The sequence below is a fragment of the Subsaxibacter sp. CAU 1640 genome (assembly GCF_023156585.1).
Lineage (GTDB): Bacteria > Bacteroidota > Bacteroidia > Flavobacteriales > Flavobacteriaceae > JBPOFM01.
On record NZ_JALNMI010000006.1, the window covers coordinates 129303 to 146827 of the forward strand.

Annotated in this window: 30 protein-coding genes; 29 read left to right on the forward strand and 1 reads right to left on the reverse strand. The window is 36.4% G+C overall.

Going from position 1 to position 17525, the window contains the following annotated elements; translation table 11 throughout:
- The first annotated feature begins 7 nt into the window (after window positions 1–7).
- The 28 genes from rplW to eno all read left to right on the forward strand — a co-directional run bounded on the left by rplW (window position 8) and on the right by eno (window position 15261).
- Complete coding sequence (gene rplW, locus M0G43_RS15310; RefSeq protein ID WP_248027956.1) at window positions 8–298, forward strand: 50S ribosomal protein L23; 291 nt, start codon at window positions 8–10, stop codon at window positions 296–298.
- Window positions 299–308: 10 nt separating this feature from the next.
- Complete coding sequence (gene rplB, locus M0G43_RS15315; protein WP_248027958.1) at window positions 309–1133, forward strand: 50S ribosomal protein L2; 825 nt, start codon at window positions 309–311, stop codon at window positions 1131–1133.
- Window positions 1134–1143: 10 nt separating this feature from the next.
- Complete coding sequence (rpsS, locus tag M0G43_RS15320; protein ID WP_248027961.1) at window positions 1144–1422, forward strand: 30S ribosomal protein S19; 279 nt, start codon at window positions 1144–1146, stop codon at window positions 1420–1422.
- An 8-nt stretch (window positions 1423–1430) separates the two neighbouring features.
- Window positions 1431–1838: a 50S ribosomal protein L22 gene (gene rplV, locus M0G43_RS15325; RefSeq protein WP_248027963.1), complete on the forward strand. Its 408-nt coding sequence runs from the start codon at window positions 1431–1433 to the stop codon at window positions 1836–1838.
- Window positions 1839–1846: 8 nt separating this feature from the next.
- Complete coding sequence (gene rpsC / locus M0G43_RS15330; RefSeq protein WP_248027965.1) at window positions 1847–2575, forward strand: 30S ribosomal protein S3; 729 nt, start codon at window positions 1847–1849, stop codon at window positions 2573–2575.
- A gap of 19 nt (window positions 2576–2594) precedes the next feature.
- Window positions 2595–3020, forward strand: a complete 426-nt coding sequence (rplP, locus tag M0G43_RS15335; protein WP_248027967.1) for a 50S ribosomal protein L16 — start codon at window positions 2595–2597, stop codon at window positions 3018–3020.
- Window positions 3021–3032: 12 nt separating this feature from the next.
- Window positions 3033–3224 (forward strand): 50S ribosomal protein L29, encoded by a 192-nt coding sequence (gene rpmC / locus M0G43_RS15340; protein WP_248027970.1) that lies wholly within the window; start codon window positions 3033–3035, stop codon window positions 3222–3224.
- Window positions 3225–3242: 18 nt separating this feature from the next.
- Window positions 3243–3500: a 30S ribosomal protein S17 gene (gene rpsQ, locus M0G43_RS15345; protein WP_248027972.1), complete on the forward strand. Its 258-nt coding sequence runs from the start codon at window positions 3243–3245 to the stop codon at window positions 3498–3500.
- A gap of 2 nt (window positions 3501–3502) precedes the next feature.
- Window positions 3503–3871: a 50S ribosomal protein L14 gene (gene rplN, locus M0G43_RS15350; protein WP_248027974.1), complete on the forward strand. Its 369-nt coding sequence runs from the start codon at window positions 3503–3505 to the stop codon at window positions 3869–3871.
- 11 nt (window positions 3872–3882) lie between these two features.
- Window positions 3883–4194, forward strand: a complete 312-nt coding sequence (gene rplX / locus M0G43_RS15355; RefSeq protein WP_248027976.1) for a 50S ribosomal protein L24 — start codon at window positions 3883–3885, stop codon at window positions 4192–4194.
- A gap of 2 nt (window positions 4195–4196) precedes the next feature.
- Window positions 4197–4748 (forward strand): 50S ribosomal protein L5, encoded by a 552-nt coding sequence (gene rplE / locus M0G43_RS15360; protein ID WP_248027978.1) that lies wholly within the window; start codon window positions 4197–4199, stop codon window positions 4746–4748.
- Window positions 4749–4751: 3 nt separating this feature from the next.
- On the forward strand, window positions 4752–5021 hold the full coding sequence (gene rpsN / locus M0G43_RS15365) for a 30S ribosomal protein S14 (RefSeq protein WP_248027980.1): 270 nt from the start codon (window positions 4752–4754) through the stop codon (window positions 5019–5021).
- Window positions 5022–5092: 71 nt separating this feature from the next.
- On the forward strand, window positions 5093–5491 hold the full coding sequence (gene rpsH, locus M0G43_RS15370; protein ID WP_248027982.1) for a 30S ribosomal protein S8: 399 nt from the start codon (window positions 5093–5095) through the stop codon (window positions 5489–5491).
- Window positions 5492–5503: 12 nt separating this feature from the next.
- Complete coding sequence (gene rplF, locus M0G43_RS15375) at window positions 5504–6046, forward strand: 50S ribosomal protein L6 (protein WP_248027984.1); 543 nt, start codon at window positions 5504–5506, stop codon at window positions 6044–6046.
- A gap of 11 nt (window positions 6047–6057) precedes the next feature.
- Window positions 6058–6414 carry a 50S ribosomal protein L18 gene (rplR, locus tag M0G43_RS15380; RefSeq protein ID WP_248027986.1) on the forward strand — a complete coding sequence of 119 codons (357 nt, stop codon included), beginning with the start codon at window positions 6058–6060 and terminating at the stop codon, window positions 6412–6414.
- 6 nt (window positions 6415–6420) lie between these two features.
- On the forward strand, window positions 6421–6945 hold the full coding sequence (rpsE, locus tag M0G43_RS15385; RefSeq protein WP_248027989.1) for a 30S ribosomal protein S5: 525 nt from the start codon (window positions 6421–6423) through the stop codon (window positions 6943–6945).
- 11 nt (window positions 6946–6956) lie between these two features.
- Window positions 6957–7139: a 50S ribosomal protein L30 gene (gene rpmD, locus M0G43_RS15390; RefSeq protein ID WP_248027991.1), complete on the forward strand. Its 183-nt coding sequence runs from the start codon at window positions 6957–6959 to the stop codon at window positions 7137–7139.
- 13 nt (window positions 7140–7152) lie between these two features.
- Window positions 7153–7605: a 50S ribosomal protein L15 gene (gene rplO / locus M0G43_RS15395; RefSeq protein ID WP_248027993.1), complete on the forward strand. Its 453-nt coding sequence runs from the start codon at window positions 7153–7155 to the stop codon at window positions 7603–7605.
- 11 nt (window positions 7606–7616) lie between these two features.
- Window positions 7617–8963, forward strand: coding sequence for a preprotein translocase subunit SecY (gene secY, locus M0G43_RS15400; protein ID WP_248027994.1), 1347 nt, complete (start codon window positions 7617–7619; stop codon window positions 8961–8963).
- Window positions 8964–8967: 4 nt separating this feature from the next.
- On the forward strand, window positions 8968–9183 hold the full coding sequence (infA, locus tag M0G43_RS15405; protein WP_008636002.1) for a translation initiation factor IF-1: 216 nt from the start codon (window positions 8968–8970) through the stop codon (window positions 9181–9183).
- A gap of 5 nt (window positions 9184–9188) precedes the next feature.
- Window positions 9189–9305, forward strand: a complete 117-nt coding sequence (gene ykgO, locus M0G43_RS15410; protein WP_008269159.1) for a type B 50S ribosomal protein L36 — start codon at window positions 9189–9191, stop codon at window positions 9303–9305.
- Window positions 9306–9307: 2 nt separating this feature from the next.
- On the forward strand, window positions 9308–9682 hold the full coding sequence (gene rpsM / locus M0G43_RS15415; RefSeq protein WP_248027996.1) for a 30S ribosomal protein S13: 375 nt from the start codon (window positions 9308–9310) through the stop codon (window positions 9680–9682).
- Between the two features lie 101 nt (window positions 9683–9783).
- Entirely contained in the window at window positions 9784–10173 is a 390-nt protein-coding gene (rpsK, locus tag M0G43_RS15420; protein WP_248027998.1) for a 30S ribosomal protein S11, read from the forward strand.
- Window positions 10174–10342: 169 nt separating this feature from the next.
- Window positions 10343–10948, forward strand: a complete 606-nt coding sequence (gene rpsD / locus M0G43_RS15425; protein ID WP_248028001.1) for a 30S ribosomal protein S4 — start codon at window positions 10343–10345, stop codon at window positions 10946–10948.
- Window positions 10949–11042: 94 nt separating this feature from the next.
- Window positions 11043–12035, forward strand: coding sequence for a DNA-directed RNA polymerase subunit alpha (locus M0G43_RS15430; protein WP_248028003.1), 993 nt, complete (start codon window positions 11043–11045; stop codon window positions 12033–12035).
- A gap of 63 nt (window positions 12036–12098) precedes the next feature.
- Entirely contained in the window at window positions 12099–12620 is a 522-nt protein-coding gene (gene rplQ / locus M0G43_RS15435; protein ID WP_248028005.1) for a 50S ribosomal protein L17, read from the forward strand.
- A gap of 85 nt (window positions 12621–12705) precedes the next feature.
- Entirely contained in the window at window positions 12706–13809 is a 1104-nt protein-coding gene (carA, locus tag M0G43_RS15440) for a glutamine-hydrolyzing carbamoyl-phosphate synthase small subunit (RefSeq protein ID WP_248028008.1), read from the forward strand.
- A 159-nt stretch (window positions 13810–13968) separates the two neighbouring features.
- The gene (gene eno, locus M0G43_RS15445; protein WP_248028010.1) at window positions 13969–15261 is read left to right on the forward strand and encodes a phosphopyruvate hydratase; all 1293 of its coding nucleotides are present in this window, start codon (window positions 13969–13971) and stop codon (window positions 15259–15261) included.
- A 7-nt stretch (window positions 15262–15268) separates the two neighbouring features.
- On the opposite strand, the gene M0G43_RS15450 is transcribed toward eno, so the two are convergent.
- Entirely contained in the window at window positions 15269–16024 is a 756-nt protein-coding gene (locus tag M0G43_RS15450; RefSeq protein ID WP_248028012.1) for a DUF481 domain-containing protein, read from the reverse strand.
- A 195-nt stretch (window positions 16025–16219) separates the two neighbouring features.
- Here M0G43_RS15450 and M0G43_RS15455 point away from each other — a divergent pair, with 195 nt between their 5' ends.
- On the forward strand, window positions 16220–17506 hold the full coding sequence (locus M0G43_RS15455) for a citrate synthase (protein ID WP_248028015.1): 1287 nt from the start codon (window positions 16220–16222) through the stop codon (window positions 17504–17506).
- Window positions 17507–17525: the final 19 nt, after the last annotated feature.

Here is a 17525-nt window from a genome sequence, read left to right on the forward strand (position 1 = left end):
GGAAACCATGAGTATCTTAATTAAACCTATCATCACTGAAAAAGCGACAGCTAATAGCGAGTTGAACAACTGTTATAGCTTCGAAGTGAACACAAAGGCGAACAAGGTAGAAATCAAAAAAGCAGTTGAAGCTGCTTATGGTGTTTCTGTTGAAAAAGTTCGTACTATAAATGTCCGTCCAGATAGAAAATCTCGTTACACAAAAACGGGTATTCAACATGGTAAAACCAATGCTGTTAAAAAGGCGATGGTACAACTGGCGGAAGGTGAATCTATTGATTTATACACTAACATGTAATTAGACAAAAATGTCAGTAAGAAAATTAAAGCCGATCACATCAGCACAGCGTTTTAGAGTAGTAAATGGGTTTGACGCCATTACTACTGATAAGCCGGAGAAAAGTTTATTAGCTCCGAACAAAAAGTCTGGTGGTAGAAACAGTCAAGGAAAAATGACCATGCGCTACATTGGTGGTGGTCACAAGAGAAAATATCGTATTATCGATTTCAAACGTAACAAAACTGGAATTCCAGCGGAAGTTGCTTCAATCGAATACGATCCAAACAGAACAGCATTTATCGCTTTACTAAACTATCAAGATGGTGAGAAGCGTTACATCATTGCCCAAAACGGATTGCAAGTGGGACAAAATGTGGTTTCTGGAGAAGGAGCAACACCAGAAATTGGTAATGCTATGCCTTTGAGTCAAGTTCCATTAGGTACAATTATTTCTTGTATCGAGTTGCGTCCTGGTCAAGGAGCAATCATGGCTAGAAGTGCTGGTGCATTTGCGCAATTGATGGCAAGAGATGGTAAGTTTGCTACTGTAAAATTACCATCAGGTGAAACACGTTTGATTTTGGTAGATTGTATGGCTACTATAGGAGTTGTTTCTAACTCTGACCACCAATTGATAGTATCTGGTAAAGCAGGTAGAACAAGATGGTTAGGTAGAAGACCTCGCACTAGACCAGTAGTTATGAACCCTGTCGATCACCCAATGGGTGGTGGTGAAGGACGTGCTTCTGGTGGTCATCCAAGATCTAGAAAAGGTATTCCAGCTAAAGGTTATAGAACACGTACTAAAACCAAAGCTAGTAATAAGTATATTGTAGAACGTAGAAAGAAATAATTGAGATAATATGGCACGTTCATTAAAAAAAGGACCTTACATCCATTATAAATTAGACAAAAAAGTTGCTGAAAATGTAGCTTCTAACAAGAAAACAGTTATCAAAACGTGGTCTAGAGCCTCAATGATTTCTCCAGATTTTGTTGGACAAACAATTGCAGTACACAATGGTCGTCAATTTGTTCCAGTTTATGTGACTGAAAACATGGTAGGTCATAAGTTAGGAGAATTTTCACCGACACGATCTTTTAGAGGTCACGCTGGTGCTAAAAACAAAGGTAAAAAATAAGTAGAGCTATGGGAAGTCGTAAAAAACAAATGGCAGACGCTATTAAGGAAGAGAAAAAGCACATCGCTTTTGCAAAACTTAATAATTGTCCTACCTCACCAAGAAAGATGCGTTTGGTAGCTGACTTGGTAAGAGGTCAAGAAGCTGAAATGGCTCTTAACATACTTAAGTTTAGCCAAAAGGAAGCATCTCGTCGTTTAGAGAAATTAGTGTTGTCAGCCATTGCAAACTGGGAAGCTAAAAACGAAGGCGCAAACGTAGAGGATGCAGGTTTATTCGTTCAAGAGATCAGAGTTGATGGTGGAGCAATGTTGAAAAGATTGCGTCCAGCACCACAAGGTCGTGCACACAGAATTAGAAAACGTTCCAATCACGTAACAGTTGTGATTGGTGCTAAAAATAACACACAAGCTTAAATAGAGATATGGGACAAAAGACAAATCCAATCGGAAATCGTTTAGGAATTATCAGAGGATGGGAATCTAACTGGTATGGCGGAAATGATTATGGTGATAAACTTGCCGAAGACGACAAGATTAGAAAATACGTTCACGCTCGTCTATCAAAAGCTAGTGTGTCTAGAGTAATTATTGAGCGTACGCTTAAACTTGTAACCGTTACTATCACTACTGCTAGACCTGGTATCATTATCGGGAAAGGTGGTCAAGAGGTAGACAAGTTGAAAGAAGAGCTTAAGAAAATTACTGATAAGGAAGTTCAATTGAATATCTTCGAAATCAAGAGACCAGAATTAGATGCATTTTTAGTTGCGTCTAGCATTGCTCGTCAAATTGAGAATCGTATTTCTTACAGAAGAGCCATAAAAATGGCAATTGCTGCAACAATGCGTATGAATGCTGAAGGTATCAAGGTTCAAATCAGTGGTCGTTTAAATGGTGCAGAGATGGCACGTAACGAGCACTACAAAGAAGGACGTATTCCATTATCAACATTTAGAGCCGACATTGACTATGCTTTGGTTGAGGCACACACTACTTACGGTAGATTGGGTGTCAAAGTATGGATCATGAAAGGCGAGGTTTATGGTAAAAGAGAATTGTCTCCTTTGGTTGGCTTGTCCAAAAAACAAGGAGGTAAAAATTCTGATTCACCAAAACGCGGTGGCAACAACAAAGCTCGTCGCAGAAAGTAATTTTTAAAGACAAAGAAAAATGTTACAACCTAAAAAGACAAAATTCCGCAAGCAGCAGAAAGGCCGCATGAAAGGAAATGCCGAAAGAGGCCACACCCTTTCTAATGGAATGTTCGGTATCAAATCGGTACACGAAACAGGAATGTTTATAACATCTCGTCAAATCGAAGCAGCACGTATCGCCGCAACCCGTTATATGAAAAGAGAAGGTCAGTTATGGATCAAAATATTTCCAGACAAGCCTATCACAAAGAAACCTCTTGAAGTACGTATGGGTAAAGGAAAAGGTGCAGTGGAGTATTGGGTAGCGGTAGTTAAACCTGGTAGAGTTATGTTTGAAGTTGGTGGTGTGCCTTTAGAAGTTGCTAAAGAAGCATTGCGTCTAGCAGCACAAAAATTACCAGTTAAAACAAAATTCCTCGTAGCAAGAGACTACGAAGCTTAATATTTAGATATTATGAAGCAAGCAGAAATTACACAGCTTTCTACAGCTGAATTGCAAGAAAAATTGGGAGAGACTAAAAAGAATTATGCTGACCTTAAATTGGCTCATGCAATTTCTCCTTTAGAAAACCCAATCCAATTACGCACAGTAAGACGTAACGTAGCTAGATTGGCAACCGAATTAACCAAAAGAGAAGTACAATAATTTGTATTCCGCTGAAAGATGGAAAAAAGAAATTTAAGAAAAGAACGTATAGGAGTTGTTACAAGTAACAAAATGATGAAATCAATCGTGGTTTCTGAAGTTAAGAAAGTAAAACACCCTATGTATGGAAAATTCGTGTTAAAAACGAAGAAATACGTTGCACACGACGAAACAAACGACTGTAATATTGGTGATACTGTAAAGATCATGGAAACAAGACCTTTGAGTAAGTCCAAATGTTGGAGATTAGTAGAAATAATTGAAAGAGCGAAGTAATTATGTTACAACAAGAATCAAGATTAAAGGTAGCTGATAACACAGGAGCAAAAGAAGTTTTGACCATCCGTGTGTTAGGCGGAACCAACAGAAGATATGCTTCTGTAGGTGACAAGATCGTTGTGTCAGTAAAAGATGCAACACCTAACGGTAACGTTAAAAAAGGAGCTGTTTCTACAGCTGTTGTTGTACGTACTGTAAAAGAGGTTAGACGTCCAGACGGTTCTTATATCCGTTTTGATGATAACGCTTGTGTCCTTTTAAACCCACAAGGTGAAATGAGAGGTACTCGTGTTTTCGGACCTGTTGCAAGAGAACTTCGTGATAAACAATTCATGAAAATTGTATCATTGGCACCTGAAGTGCTTTAATGACTAATAAGATGACAAAGTTTAAAATTAAATCAGGAGATACTGTACAAGTTATTGCTGGTGACCACAAAGGTTCTGAAGGCAAAGTTGTAAAGATCTTGAAAGATAAGAACAAAGCAATCGTTGAAGGTGTGAACATGGTTAAGAAACATACAAAACCCAGTGCACAAAACCCTCAAGGAGGTATTGTAGAAAAAGAAGCAGCTATTCATGTTTCTAACCTTTCACTTTTGACAAAAAAAGGTGAAACAACAAGAGTTGGTTACAGAATGGAAGGCGATAAAAAAGTGAGATTTTCCAAAAAATCAAATGAAGTAATTTAGTTATGGCTTACACTCCAAGATTAAAACAAGAGTACAAAGACAAAGTAGTGTCTGCTCTTACAGAAGAATTCGGGTACAATAACGTAATGCAAGTTCCTAAACTTAAGAAAATAGTAATTTCTAAAGGTGTAGGTGCTGCAGTTGCTGATAAAAAATTGGTAGACCACGCAGTTGAAGAATTGACCAAAATTTCTGGTCAAAAAGCAGTTGCTACAGTTTCCAAAAAAGATATCGCAACGTTCAAATTACGTAAAGGTATGCCTATTGGAGCTCGTGTAACCTTAAGAGGTGAGAGAATGTATGAATTTTTGGACCGTTTGGTTACATCTGCATTGCCGCGAGTAAGAGATTTTAACGGAATCAAAGCAACTGGTTTTGATGGTAGAGGTAACTACACTTTAGGTGTTACCGAGCAAATCATTTTCCCAGAAATTGATATCGATAAAGTTAATAGCATTTCCGGAATGGATATTTCATTTGTAACATCTGCTGAAACAGATAAAGAAGCAAAATCGTTATTAACAGAATTAGGATTACCTTTTCAAAAGAATTAAGATATGGCTAAAGAATCAATGAAAGCCCGTGAGGTGAAAAGACAAAAAATGGTAGATAAGTATGCTGCAAAACGCAAAGCTTTGAAAGAAGCTGGTGATTATGAAGCATTACAAAAATTACCGAGAAATGCATCACCTGTACGTTTACACAATCGTTGCAAATTAACAGGAAGACCTAGAGGTTACGTACGTACCTTCGGAATCTCTCGTGTTTTGTTGCGTGAAATGGCAAATCAAGGATTGATACCAGGAGTAAGAAAAGCTTCTTGGTAAAAATTTAAATCGAGTTTAACTGGATGAAGGTTTGGGAAAGAACCAAAAACCACGTCCGCAAATTTTTATAAATGAATACAGATCCAATTGCAGATTATCTAACGAGAGTTAGAAATGCAGTAAAGGCAAACCACAGAGTGGTTGAAATTCCTGCATCTAATCTAAAAAAAGAAATCACTAAAATATTATTCGATCAAGGATATATTTTAAGTTACAAATTTGATGATTCAACAGTACAAGGAACTATCAAAATAGCTCTTAAGTACAATAAGGAAACAAAAGAGCCTGTCATCAGAAAAATTCAAAGATTAAGTAAACCAGGTTTGCGTAAATATGCAAGCGCTAGCGAAATGCCAAGAATCCTTAATGGACTTGGTATTGCAATCGTGTCTACATCTCACGGTGTTATGACAGGAAAGCAAGCTCACAAAGAGAATGTTGGTGGCGAATTATTGTGTTACGTTTACTAAAAGGAGGAAGATATGTCAAGAATAGGAAAAAATCCCGTAGCTGTCCCTCAAGGAGTTACAATAGACGTTAAAGATAATGTAATCACTGTAAAAGGAAAACTTGGTGAATTGAGCCAAGATTTTTCTAACGTTGATATTACAGTTGAAGATGGTAATGTATTGGTTACTCGTCCATCTGACAATAAAGAAGATAAAGCTAAACACGGTCTGTACAGAGCTTTGATTAAGAATATGATCGATGGTGTTTCAAGTGGTTGGACCAAAGAATTGGAATTGGTTGGTGTAGGTTATAGAGCTACTAACCAAGGTCAAAAATTGGATTTAGCATTAGGTTTTTCACATAATATTGTGATGGATATTGCACCAGAAGTAAAAGTTGAAACGATTACTGAAAAAGGTAAAAATCCAATAGTAAAGTTAACATCTCACGACAAACAATTGGTTGGTCAAGTTGCAGCGAAAATTCGCGGTTTCAGAAAACCAGAGCCTTACAAAGGAAAAGGTATCAAGTTTGTAGGTGAAGAATTAAGAAGAAAAGCAGGTAAATCAGCTTAATAGTATTAGTTATGGCATTGACAAAAAATCAAAAGAGATTAAGAATAAAAAGCAGAATCCGTAAAGTTGTTTCTGGTACAGAATCTAGACCACGTTTAGCTGTCTTCAGAAGTAACAAGGAAATCTATGCTCAAATTATAGATGATGTAACTGGTAAAACTCTTATTGCTGCATCTTCAAGAGACAAAGACATCAGTTCTGCAAAAGGAACAAAATCAGAGATTGCAACGATGGTTGGTAAATCAATCGCTGAAAAAGCTTTAAAAGCAGGTGTGGAAACTATCGCTTTCGATAGAGGTGGTTATCAGTATCACGGTAGAGTTAAATCATTAGCAGAAGGCGCTAGAGAAGGCGGACTTAAATTTTAAGACATTATGTATCAAAAATATAAAAACGCAGAATTAGTAAAACCAAGTGGATTAGATCTTAAAGATCGTTTAGTTGGTGTTCAAAGAGTTACTAAAGTTACAAAAGGTGGTAGAGCATTCGGTTTTTCTGCTATTGTAGTGGTTGGAGACGAAGCAGGTGTTGTTGGTCATGGTCTTGGAAAATCTAAAGACGTTGCTACAGCTATCGCTAAAGCTATTGAAGATGCCAAGAAAAATTTGGTAAGAATTCCTATCATCAAGAAAACCTTGCCGCACGAGCAAAAAGGAAAATTTGGTGGAGCAAGAGTTAACATCATTCCTGCAGCGGCTGGTACAGGTGTTATTGCTGGTGGAGCAGTAAGAACAGTTTTGGAAGCTGTAGGAGTGCACGACGTATTGTCGAAATCTCAAGGTTCTTCAAATCCTCACAACGTGGTAAAAGCTACTTTTGATGCTTTGTTGCAGTTGAGAGATGCCAATACTGTTGCTAAAGACAGAGGAATTTCACTTCAAAAAGTATTTAACGGTTAATCTATACGACAATGGGAAAGATTAAAGTAACAAAAGTAAAAAGTGATATCAAGCGTACAGCAACCCAAAAAAGAACTTTGGAGTCTTTAGGTTTGCGTAAAATGAACCAAACAGTTGTGCACGATAACACTCCAAGTATTCTTGGAATGATCAATAAAGTTCAACATTTAGTTTCTGTTGAAGAGACAAAATAATACAGCATAAGTAATGGATTTAAGTAATTTAAAACCGGCTGAAGGGTCAGTAAAAAATCAAGGCAAAAGAGTAGGTAGAGGACAAGGTTCTGGTAAAGGTGGTACTGCTACACGTGGTCACAAAGGAGCAAAATCTCGTTCTGGGTACTCTAAAAAAGTTGGATTTGAAGGTGGTCAGATGCCGCTTCAAAGACGTGTGCCTAAATTTGGATTCAAAAACATCAATAGAGTGGAGTACCAAGGTGTTAATCTTGATACATTGCAAAAATTGGTGGATGATAAACAAATTAAGGATTCAGTTGATTTTGCTACACTTGTGGATTTACGATTGGCAACCAAAAATGATTTGGTTAAGATTTTGGGCCGTGGTGAGTTGAAATCAAAATTAAAAGTAACTGCTCATAAATTTACTGCTTCTGCAAAAGCTGCCATTGAGGCTGCAGGAGGAGAAGCTGTAACTTTATAAGACTTTATAGGATGAAATTTATAGAGACTTTAAAAAATGTTTGGAAAATTACGGAACTGAAAGACAGAATCGTGCTTACGCTTGGTTTGCTTTTGGTTTACCGTTTCGGAGCCCAAGTGGTTTTGCCAGGTATTGATGCAACTCAACTTGGAGGATTGCAGGATAGTACTGACCAGGGTATTTTGGGCTTACTGAATGCTTTTACTGGTGGTGCTTTCGCGAATGCTTCAGTATTTGCATTAGGTATTATGCCATACATTTCTGCATCCATCGTAGTTCAATTGATGGGAATAGCAATTCCATATCTTCAAAAACTACAAAAGGATGGAGAGAGTGGCCGTAAAAAAATCAATCAGATTACGCGTTGGTTAACCATTGCTATCTGCTTGGTTCAGGCACCTGGGTATTTGGCTAGTTTACCAGCATTAGGAATTCCAACAAGTGCATTCTTGCTTGGTACAGGAACTATGTTCTATGTGTCATCAGTGATTATATTGGTAACTGGAACTATTTTTGCAATGTGGCTTGGTGAAAAAATCACAGACAAAGGAATTGGTAATGGTATCTCATTATTGATTATGGTTGGTATAATTGCGCGTATGCCAGCAGCTTTTGTTCAAAATTATGCATCTAGAATTAGTGGTGGTGGTAATGGTGGTTTGATGATGATCTTAATTGAACTTGTAGTATGGATGCTAATCATTCTTGGTTCAGTTATGCTTGTTATGGCAGTACGTAAAATTGCTGTTCAGTACGCACGCCGTACTGCATCTGGTGGATACGAGAAGAATGTATTTGGTTCACGTCAGTTTTTACCGTTGAAATTGAATGCTTCGGGTGTAATGCCAATTATCTTCGCTCAAGCAATAATGTTCGTGCCAAGCTTGATTGGAAAATCATTTGGAACAAGTGATGCAGGGCAATGGATGCAGGCTGAATTCTCAAATATTTTCGGATTTTGGTATAACGTTGTGTTTGCTTTATTAATCATAATATTCACATACTTTTATACAGCTATTACGGTTCCTACCAATAAAATGGCAGATGATCTAAAACGTAGTGGAGGATTTATTCCAGGTATCAGGCCAGGAACCGAAACGTCTGAATATCTGGATAAGATAATGTCTCAAATCACCTTACCAGGTTCTATATTCTTGGCATTGATTGCTGTGTTCCCTGCAATTGTAGTTCAGATTATGGGTACACAACAAGGTTGGGCATTGTTCTTTGGAGGAACTTCTCTATTAATTATGGTTGGAGTTGCGATAGACACTATGCAACAAGTGAATTCTTACTTGTTGAACAAACACTATGATGGATTGATGAAAACCGGTAAAAATAGAAAAGCAGTAGCTTAATATTATGGCAAAACAATCAGCAATAGAACAAGACGGAACAATTATCGAGGCATTGTCAAATGCAATGTTTCGTGTTGAACTCGAAAATGGTCACATCGTGACTGCGCATATCTCTGGTAAAATGCGTATGCACTATATCAAATTATTACCAGGAGACAAAGTAAAATTGGAAATGAGTCCTTATGATTTAACAAAGGCTCGCATAACTTATAGATACTAATTACAATGAAAGTAAGAGCATCAGTGAAAAAAAGAAGTGCCGATTGCAAATTGGTACGTCGAAAAGGAAGACTTTACGTCATTAACAAAAAGAATCCTAGATTCAAACAAAGACAAGGTTAATTATGGCAAGAATTGCAGGTGTAGATATACCAAAACAGAAAAGAGGCGTTATCGCATTGACCTATATTTACGGTATAGGTAAGAGTAGAGCTCAAGAAATTTTAGCAACAGCTAAAGTTGATGAAAACACTAAAGTTCAAGACTGGACAGACGACGAAATCAGTAATATTCGTGAGGCTGTAAGTTCTTTTACAATTGAAGGTGAATTGCGTTCAGAAATCCAATTAAACATCAAGCGTTTGATGGACATCGGATGTTACAGAGGTATTCGTCATAGAGCTGGACTTCCTTTGAGAGGTCAACGTACCAAAAACAACTCTAGAACCAGAAAAGGTAGAAGAAAAACAGTTGCTAACAAGAAAAAAGTAACTAAATAATAACAAGACATAAGTCATTAGTAATTGGATGTTAGATGAATCTGCCTGAAATGTAAAAGTCTAGGATTCTAACAACTAAAAACTAACAACAAACTAAAATTATGGCAAAGGCAAGTACTAAAGTTAAAAAACGTAAAGTCGTTGTTGACTCTGTTGGTGAGGCACATATTGCAGCTTCATTCAATAACATCATCATTTCTTTAACCAATAAAAAGGGAGATGTTGTAGCATGGTCATCTGCTGGTAAAATGGGCTTCAGAGGTTCTAAAAAGAACACTCCTTATGCTGCTCAATTAGCTGCAGAAGATGCATCTGCTGTAGCAAGAGAAGCAGGACTTAAAAAAGTAAAAGTATTCGTTAAAGGACCAGGAAATGGTAGAGAATCTGCTATTCGTTCTATCCACAATTCAGGTATTGAAGTAACAGAAATTATCGATGTTACTCCATTGCCACACAATGGATGTCGTCCTCCAAAACGTAGAAGAGTATAATTTATTTTTTAAAAGGTTAATATCAGCTATTTAAGATAGTTGGTATTAACTTTTTTTATTGTAAATTTGCAAACCGAAAAAATAAACAAGTATTAACGGGAGATCAACGGGTATCGAAGGATAAGATTAAGACCTTAATTCATAACCACTCCCAAAACAAAAATTTAAAATGGCAAGATATACTGGTCCTAAAACTAAAATAGCTCGAAAATTTGGCGAAGCTATCTATGGAGATGACAAAGCTTTCGAAAAAAGAAACTATCCTCCAGGTCAACACGGTGCTAACAAGCGTCGTGGAAAACAATCTGAATATGCTATCCAGTTGATGGAAAAGCAGAAAGCAAAATACACTTATGGTATTTTAGAGCGTCAATTCAGAAATATGTTTAAAAAAGCAACTGCTGCGCAAGGTATTACCGGTGAGGTGTTGTTGCAATTGTGTGAATCTCGTTTAGATAACGTGGTTTACAGATTGGGATTATCAACTTCAAGAAGTGGTGCTCGTCAATTGGTTTCTCACAGACACATTACTGTAAATGGTGAAATCGTTAACATTCCATCTTACCAATTAAAAGCTGGAGACAAAGTAGCTGTAAGAGAAAAGTCTAAATCTCTTGAAACCATCCAAAATGCATTGGCAAATTCAAACAATGTGTACGAATGGATGACTTGGAATAACGATACTAAAGAGGGGACTTATGTTTCTGTTCCTGCTAGAGTTCAGATTCCAGAAAACATCAACGAACAGTTTATCGTCGAGTTATACTCTAAATAATAATTTAATTATATTGGTATTTGGCCAAAGGAGATATCGCACTTCTTCAAGCGGTAAATCGCGCAACTAAATAACAATCAAAACGAAGAAAAATATGGCAATATTAAATTTTCAGAAACCTGACAAAGTAATTATGATCGATTCAACTCCTTTTGAAGGGAAGTTTGAATTTAGACCACTTGAGCCAGGTTATGGATTAACAGTAGGAAATGCTTTAAGAAGAGTTTTGTTATCTTCTTTGGAAGGTTTCGCAATCACATCAGTTAGAATCGAAGGTGTAGACCACGAATTCTCAACGATTGCTGGTGTTGTGGAAGATGTTACTGAAATCATTTTGAATTTGAAGCAAGTTAACTTCAAACGTCAAATAGATGAGATTGATAATGAAACAGTTACAATGTCAATTTCAGGACAAAATCAAATTACTGCAGGTGATTTCCAAAAATTCATCTCTGGTTTCCAAGTATTGAATAAAGACTTGGTAATCTGTAATTTGGATTCTAAAGTAAGCATCAATATGGAGCTTACTATTGAAAAAGGTAGAGGTTACGTTCCAGCTGAAGAAAATAAAAAAGCTTCGGCACCAATGGGAACTATCTTTACTGACTCTATTTACACTCCAATAAAGAATGTAAAATATAGTATTGAAAACTTCCGTGTGGAGCAAAAAACTGACTACGAAAAATTGGTTTTTGAAATTATCACTGATGGATCAATACATCCAAAAGAAGCTTTAACTGAAGCAGCAAAAATTTTGATTCACCACTTTATGTTGTTTTCTGATGAGCGCATCACTTTAGAGGCTGATGAAATTGCACAGACAGAAACTTATGATGAAGAATCACTTCACATGAGACAATTATTAAAAACCAAATTGGTTGATATGGACTTGTCTGTACGTGCATTGAACTGCTTGAAAGCTGCGGAAGTTGATACCCTTGGAGATTTGGTGTCATTTAACAAAAATGATTTAATGAAATTCAGAAACTTTGGTAAAAAATCTTTGACAGAGCTTGAAGAGCTTGTAAACGTTAAAGGATTGAACTTCGGAATGGATTTAAGCAAATATAAATTAGATAAAGATTAATAATACATCATATTTTGCTCCCCAAAGTGGGTTGATGCAAGATGATGATTAAAACAAAACGTCATGAGACACGGAAAAAAAATTAACCATTTAGGTCGTAAAACTGCTCACAGAAAATCAATGTTGGCTAATATGGCTTGTTCATTGATTGAGCACAAACGCATCAACACAACCGTTGCAAAAGCAAAAGCTTTGAAACAATTTGTGGAGCCTATGATTACAAAATCAAAAGAGGATACTACTCACAACAGACGTATTGTTTTCTCTCGCTTGAGACAAAAACAAGCTGTAGCAGAATTGTTCAGAGATGTGGCACCGAAAGTTGGTGACCGTCCAGGTGGTTATACTCGTATTATCAAATTGGGTAACCGATTGGGTGATAATGCTGATATGGCAATGATAGAACTAGTTGATTTCAACGATCTATACAATGCTGATAAGCAACCTAAAAAGAAATCTACTCGTAGAAGTCGTTCAAAAAAATCTGATGACACAGCGGTTACAACTCCAGAAGTTGAGACTAAAGCTGAAAAAGCTCCAGAAGCTCCAGCTAAATCTGAAGATAAGAGCGGAGAAGAAGAATAAATGAAGCATCATTTATAAATATAAAAAGGATAAACATTTTAGTTTATCCTTTTTTTTATGCAATTTTGCAAAACCTTTCTTGAAAATGAAATACAATAAAAGACAAAAAGCCATCATTCTTCTAGCAGATGGAACTATTTTTCACGGTAAATCAATAGGAAAAGAAGGCTCTGCCTTTGGGGAAGTATGTTTCAATACTGGTACTACAGGTTATCAGGAAATTTTTACGGATCCATCATATTATGGTCAGTTAATGGTCGCTACAAATGCTCACATAGGTAATTATGGGACCTTGAGGGAAGAAGTGGAATCCGATTCCATCAAAATTGCTGGTTTAATTTGTAAAAATTTCAGTTTTAATTATTCTAGGCCTGCTGCAGACGCTTCTTTGAAGGAGTTTTTTGAAAAAAATAATTTGTTGGCCATATCTGATGTAGATACAAGAGCTTTGGTGAGTTATATAAGAGAGAATGGAGCTATGAATGCTGTTATTTCTACGGAAGTGGAAAATATTGAAAAATTAAAAAGTCAATTAGCTGAAGTTCCTGAAATGAATGGTTTGGAATTGGCTTCTAAAGTGAGCACGAAAGAGCCTTATTTTGTCGGAAACGAAAATGCTACTTACCGGATTTCGGCATTAGATTTAGGAATCAAAAAAAATATCCTTCGCAACTTTGCCAAGCGCAATGTGTACATCAAAGTATTTCCTTACGATGCTACATTTGCGGAGATGAATGAGTTTAAACCTCATGGCTTTTTTATTTCGAATGGTCCTGGAGACCCAGAACCTTTAACAGGTGCCATTTCTTTGGCTAAAGAAGTGATTGAACGAAACCTACCTTTATTCGGAATTTGTCTTGGACATCAAATCATTGGGTTGGCGAATGGTATTTCTACCTATAAAATGAAAAATGGTCATAGAGGCATCAATCACCCCGTTAAAAACCTCATTACCGGAAAAGGAGAAATAACATCACAAAATCATGGTTTTGCCATTAATAGAGAAGAAACCGAAAAGCATCCCGGTATAGAGATTACGCATAATCATTTAAACGATAACACTGTGGCTGGTATGAGAATGATAAGCAAAAATGTATTTTCAGTTCAATATCATCCAGAAGCTAGTCCTGGACCACATGATGCCTCGTATTTATTTGATCAATTTATCGAGAATATCAAGAATCATTGATAAAGAAACCTCAAGAAAATTTCAATTTTCTTGAGGTTTTTTCATAACGAAAACATTATAGTCAATTTTAATTGTAATTCTGAAATGCATCTGCAATGAATGGGTGAACAATTTCGTAAATTAGCTATCAAATTAATAACAATTTAAAACCCTTATAGAATGAGCATTATCATCAATATTCATGCAAGACAAATTTTAGATTCACGAGGTAATCCTACTATTGAAGTAGATGTAGTTACTGAAAATGGAGTTATGGGTCGTGCAGCGGTGCCTTCTGGTGCTTCAACTGGCGAACATGAGGCTGTTGAACTCCGTGATGGCGGAAAAGATTACATGGGAAAAGGTGTGATGAAAGCAGTGGATAATGTTAACTCTATAATTGCTCAAGAATTGATGGGGACGTCTGTTTTTGAACAGAATCAAATCGATCAAATGATGATTGATCTAGATGGAACTAAAAATAAATCCAAACTTGGTGCAAATGCTATTTTGGGTGTTTCCTTGGCTGTTGCAAAAGCTGCTGCCAATGAATTAGGTATGCCATTATATCGTTATGTAGGTGGTGTTTCTGCAAATACGTTGCCAGTTCCTATGATGAATATTATCAATGGAGGTTCTCACAGCGATGCTCCTATTGCATTTCAAGAATTTATGATCATGCCTGTAAAAGCAAAGAATTTTACGCACGCCATGCAAATGGGTACTGAAATTTTTCACAATTTGAAAAAAGTTTTGCATGATAGAGGCTTGAGTACAGCAGTGGGTGATGAAGGAGGTTTTGCTCCTAATCTAGCAGGAGGAACTGAAGACGCATTGGATACTATCAAAACCGCAGTTGAGAAGGCTGGCTATAGTTTGGGAGATGATATCATGATTGCTTTAGATTGTGCTTCTGCTGAATTTTACGTAAACGGTAAATATGATTACACCAAATTTGAAGGAGACAAAGGAAAAGTTAGAACCAGCAAAGAACAAGCAGATTATTTGGCGGATTTGACATCAAAATATCCTATCATTTCCATTGAAGATGGTATGGACGAAAATGATTGGGAAGGCTGGAAATATTTGACCGAAAAAATTGGCGAGAAAGTGCAATTGGTTGGTGATGATTTGTTTGTGACCAATGTTGAAAGATTATCTAGAGGTATCAAGGAAGGAATTGCCAATTCTATACTTGTAAAAGTGAATCAAATCGGTACATTAACGGAAACCATTGCTGCTGTAAATATGGCGCACAATGCTGGTTATACTTCGGTGATGTCTCATCGTTCAGGTGAAACTGAAGATAACACCATTGCAGATTTGGCAGTGGCATTAAATACAGGACAGATTAAAACTGGTTCTGCTTCAAGAAGTGACCGTATGGCAAAATACAATCAATTACTACGCATTGAAGAAGAATTGGATGAGGTTGCATACTTTCCGGGACTGAAAGCGTTTAAGGTAAAATAACATTAGTTTAAAATACATACAAAAGCCCATTCGTTAATTCGAATTGGGTTTTTGGTATTGTAGCCACTGGCTCTGCATCAAAATTATAAGTGAAAGTGGTTTTAAAAGCTAATCTCTCTAAAATTTTAAAAAGCACCGAAGTGTCAGAAGACAATCTATAATCGCTAAACTCTTTCAGTTTTGGTTGGTAATAACTGGTACTGATGATTGTTAAATATTCAGTTGGGTAGAGACTGCAAGAAAAATATACACTTCCTCTTAAATCTTTTTGAATTCTATCATCGACGACATCAGATGCTTTTTCATACTCATACATCATCAATGTGCCTAAATAAAAACGATAATCATCATTTGCATAGAGTTTGAATCTTGGGCCAACACCTGCCAAGCCTCTGAAATCAATCTCTGAAATGGCATCATATTGAGCTTGCAAAAAAGCTTCAAATTTTATTTTTTCCGTCACTCTTCTATTATACCTTAAGTGCTGTGTACCTTTGTTCACAAACGAGCTTCCTGCCAGTTTTTCAAATTTCAAATCATTCACAAACAACCACAATTCAATTTTGTTGTTGTACTGAATATGTGCTTTATTGGCAATTTTGAATATATTGTTTTTGTTTTTAATGATACTGATGTTTAAACTTATGGAGCCCATCCATTTTGCGGAATCCGTTACTTTTCGAAGTGATTCAACGTTGATTACTTGTCCATGACCTTTTGTTAGTAAAAATGTTGTAGCAATAAGACTGAATAAAAATCGCATCAGAAGAAATTATATGAGAGATTCAAATTTAAAAAACTTATATAAAATAGTGAATATTTACTCTCATATACATTGATTTTATTAATAATATAATTGTTAAAATGCTTCTAAAGTTCCTTTATATATCGCTATATATTTTGTAAATTCGTGACATCTTTTCAGATACAGATTTCAGAATAAAATTTACAAATAAATATGTCAGATAAAGCTACGTTAGAAATAAGCGGTAAAAAATACGAATTCCCATTAGTTGTTGGTACAGAGAATGAAGTTGCGATAGATATTAGCAATTTAAGAAGCACTACCGATAGTGTTATTACGCTCGATCCGGGTTACAAAAACACAGGTTCTTGTGAAAGTGCTATTACATTTTTGGACGGTGAAAAAGGAATTTTAAGATATAGAGGATATTCAATCGAAGAGTTGGCTGAAAAGGCCGATTTTCTTGAAGTGGCATTCCTTTTGATTTTTGGAGAATTGCCCACTCAAGAGCAATTGAATAAATTTCATGCGGATATCAAATCGCATTCGGTTGTTGATGAAGATGTGCGTAAAATTGTAGATGCATTTCCAAAATCGGCTCATCCCATGGGAGTTATAGCGTCTCTGACAAGTGCCTTGACAGCTTTTAATCCTTCTTCTGTTAATGTAAATTCAGAAGAAGATATGTATAAAGCCATTGTAAAGATTTTGGGTAAATTTCCTGTTTTGGTGGCTTGGACCTTCCGTAAGAAACATGGTTTGCCATTAGATTATGGAGATAAGAATTTAGGGTATGTTGAGAATATTTTAAAGATGATGTTCAAACAACCTAATGAAGAATATGTGCTCAATCCCATTGTTGTCAATGCATTGGACAAGTTATTGATTTTACATGCTGACCATGAACAAAACTGTTCTACTTCAACGGTAAGAATCGCTGGTTCGTCGCATGTTGGTCTATTTGCTTCTTTGTCTACAGGTATTTCTGCACTTTGGGGACCACTTCATGGAGGTGCTAACCAAGCTGTTTTAGAAATGCTCGAGGCCATCAATACTGATGGAGGCGATACTGCCAAATACATGGCGAAAGCAAAAGATAAGGAAGATCCTTTCCGTTTGATGGGCTTTGGTCACAGAGTTTACAAGAATTTTGATCCAAGAGCAAAGATTATTAAAAAAGCTGCTGATGAAGTATTGGGTGATTTAGGTGTGGAAGATCCTATCTTGGAAATTGCCAAAGGTTTGGAAAAAGAAGCTTTAAAAGACTCCTATTTTGTAGATCGTAAATTGTATCCAAATGTGGATTTTTATTCTGGTATTATTTATAGAGCCATGGGAATTCCCACAGATATGTTTACAGTGATGTTTGCATTGGGCCGTTTGCCTGGTTGGATTGCACAATGGAGAGAAATGCGCTTGAAGAAAGAACCGATAGGTCGTCCAAGACAAATTTATGTTGGTGAAACTTTAAGACCTTTCAAATCGATAGACCAACGATAATTAAAACATATAATTTTTA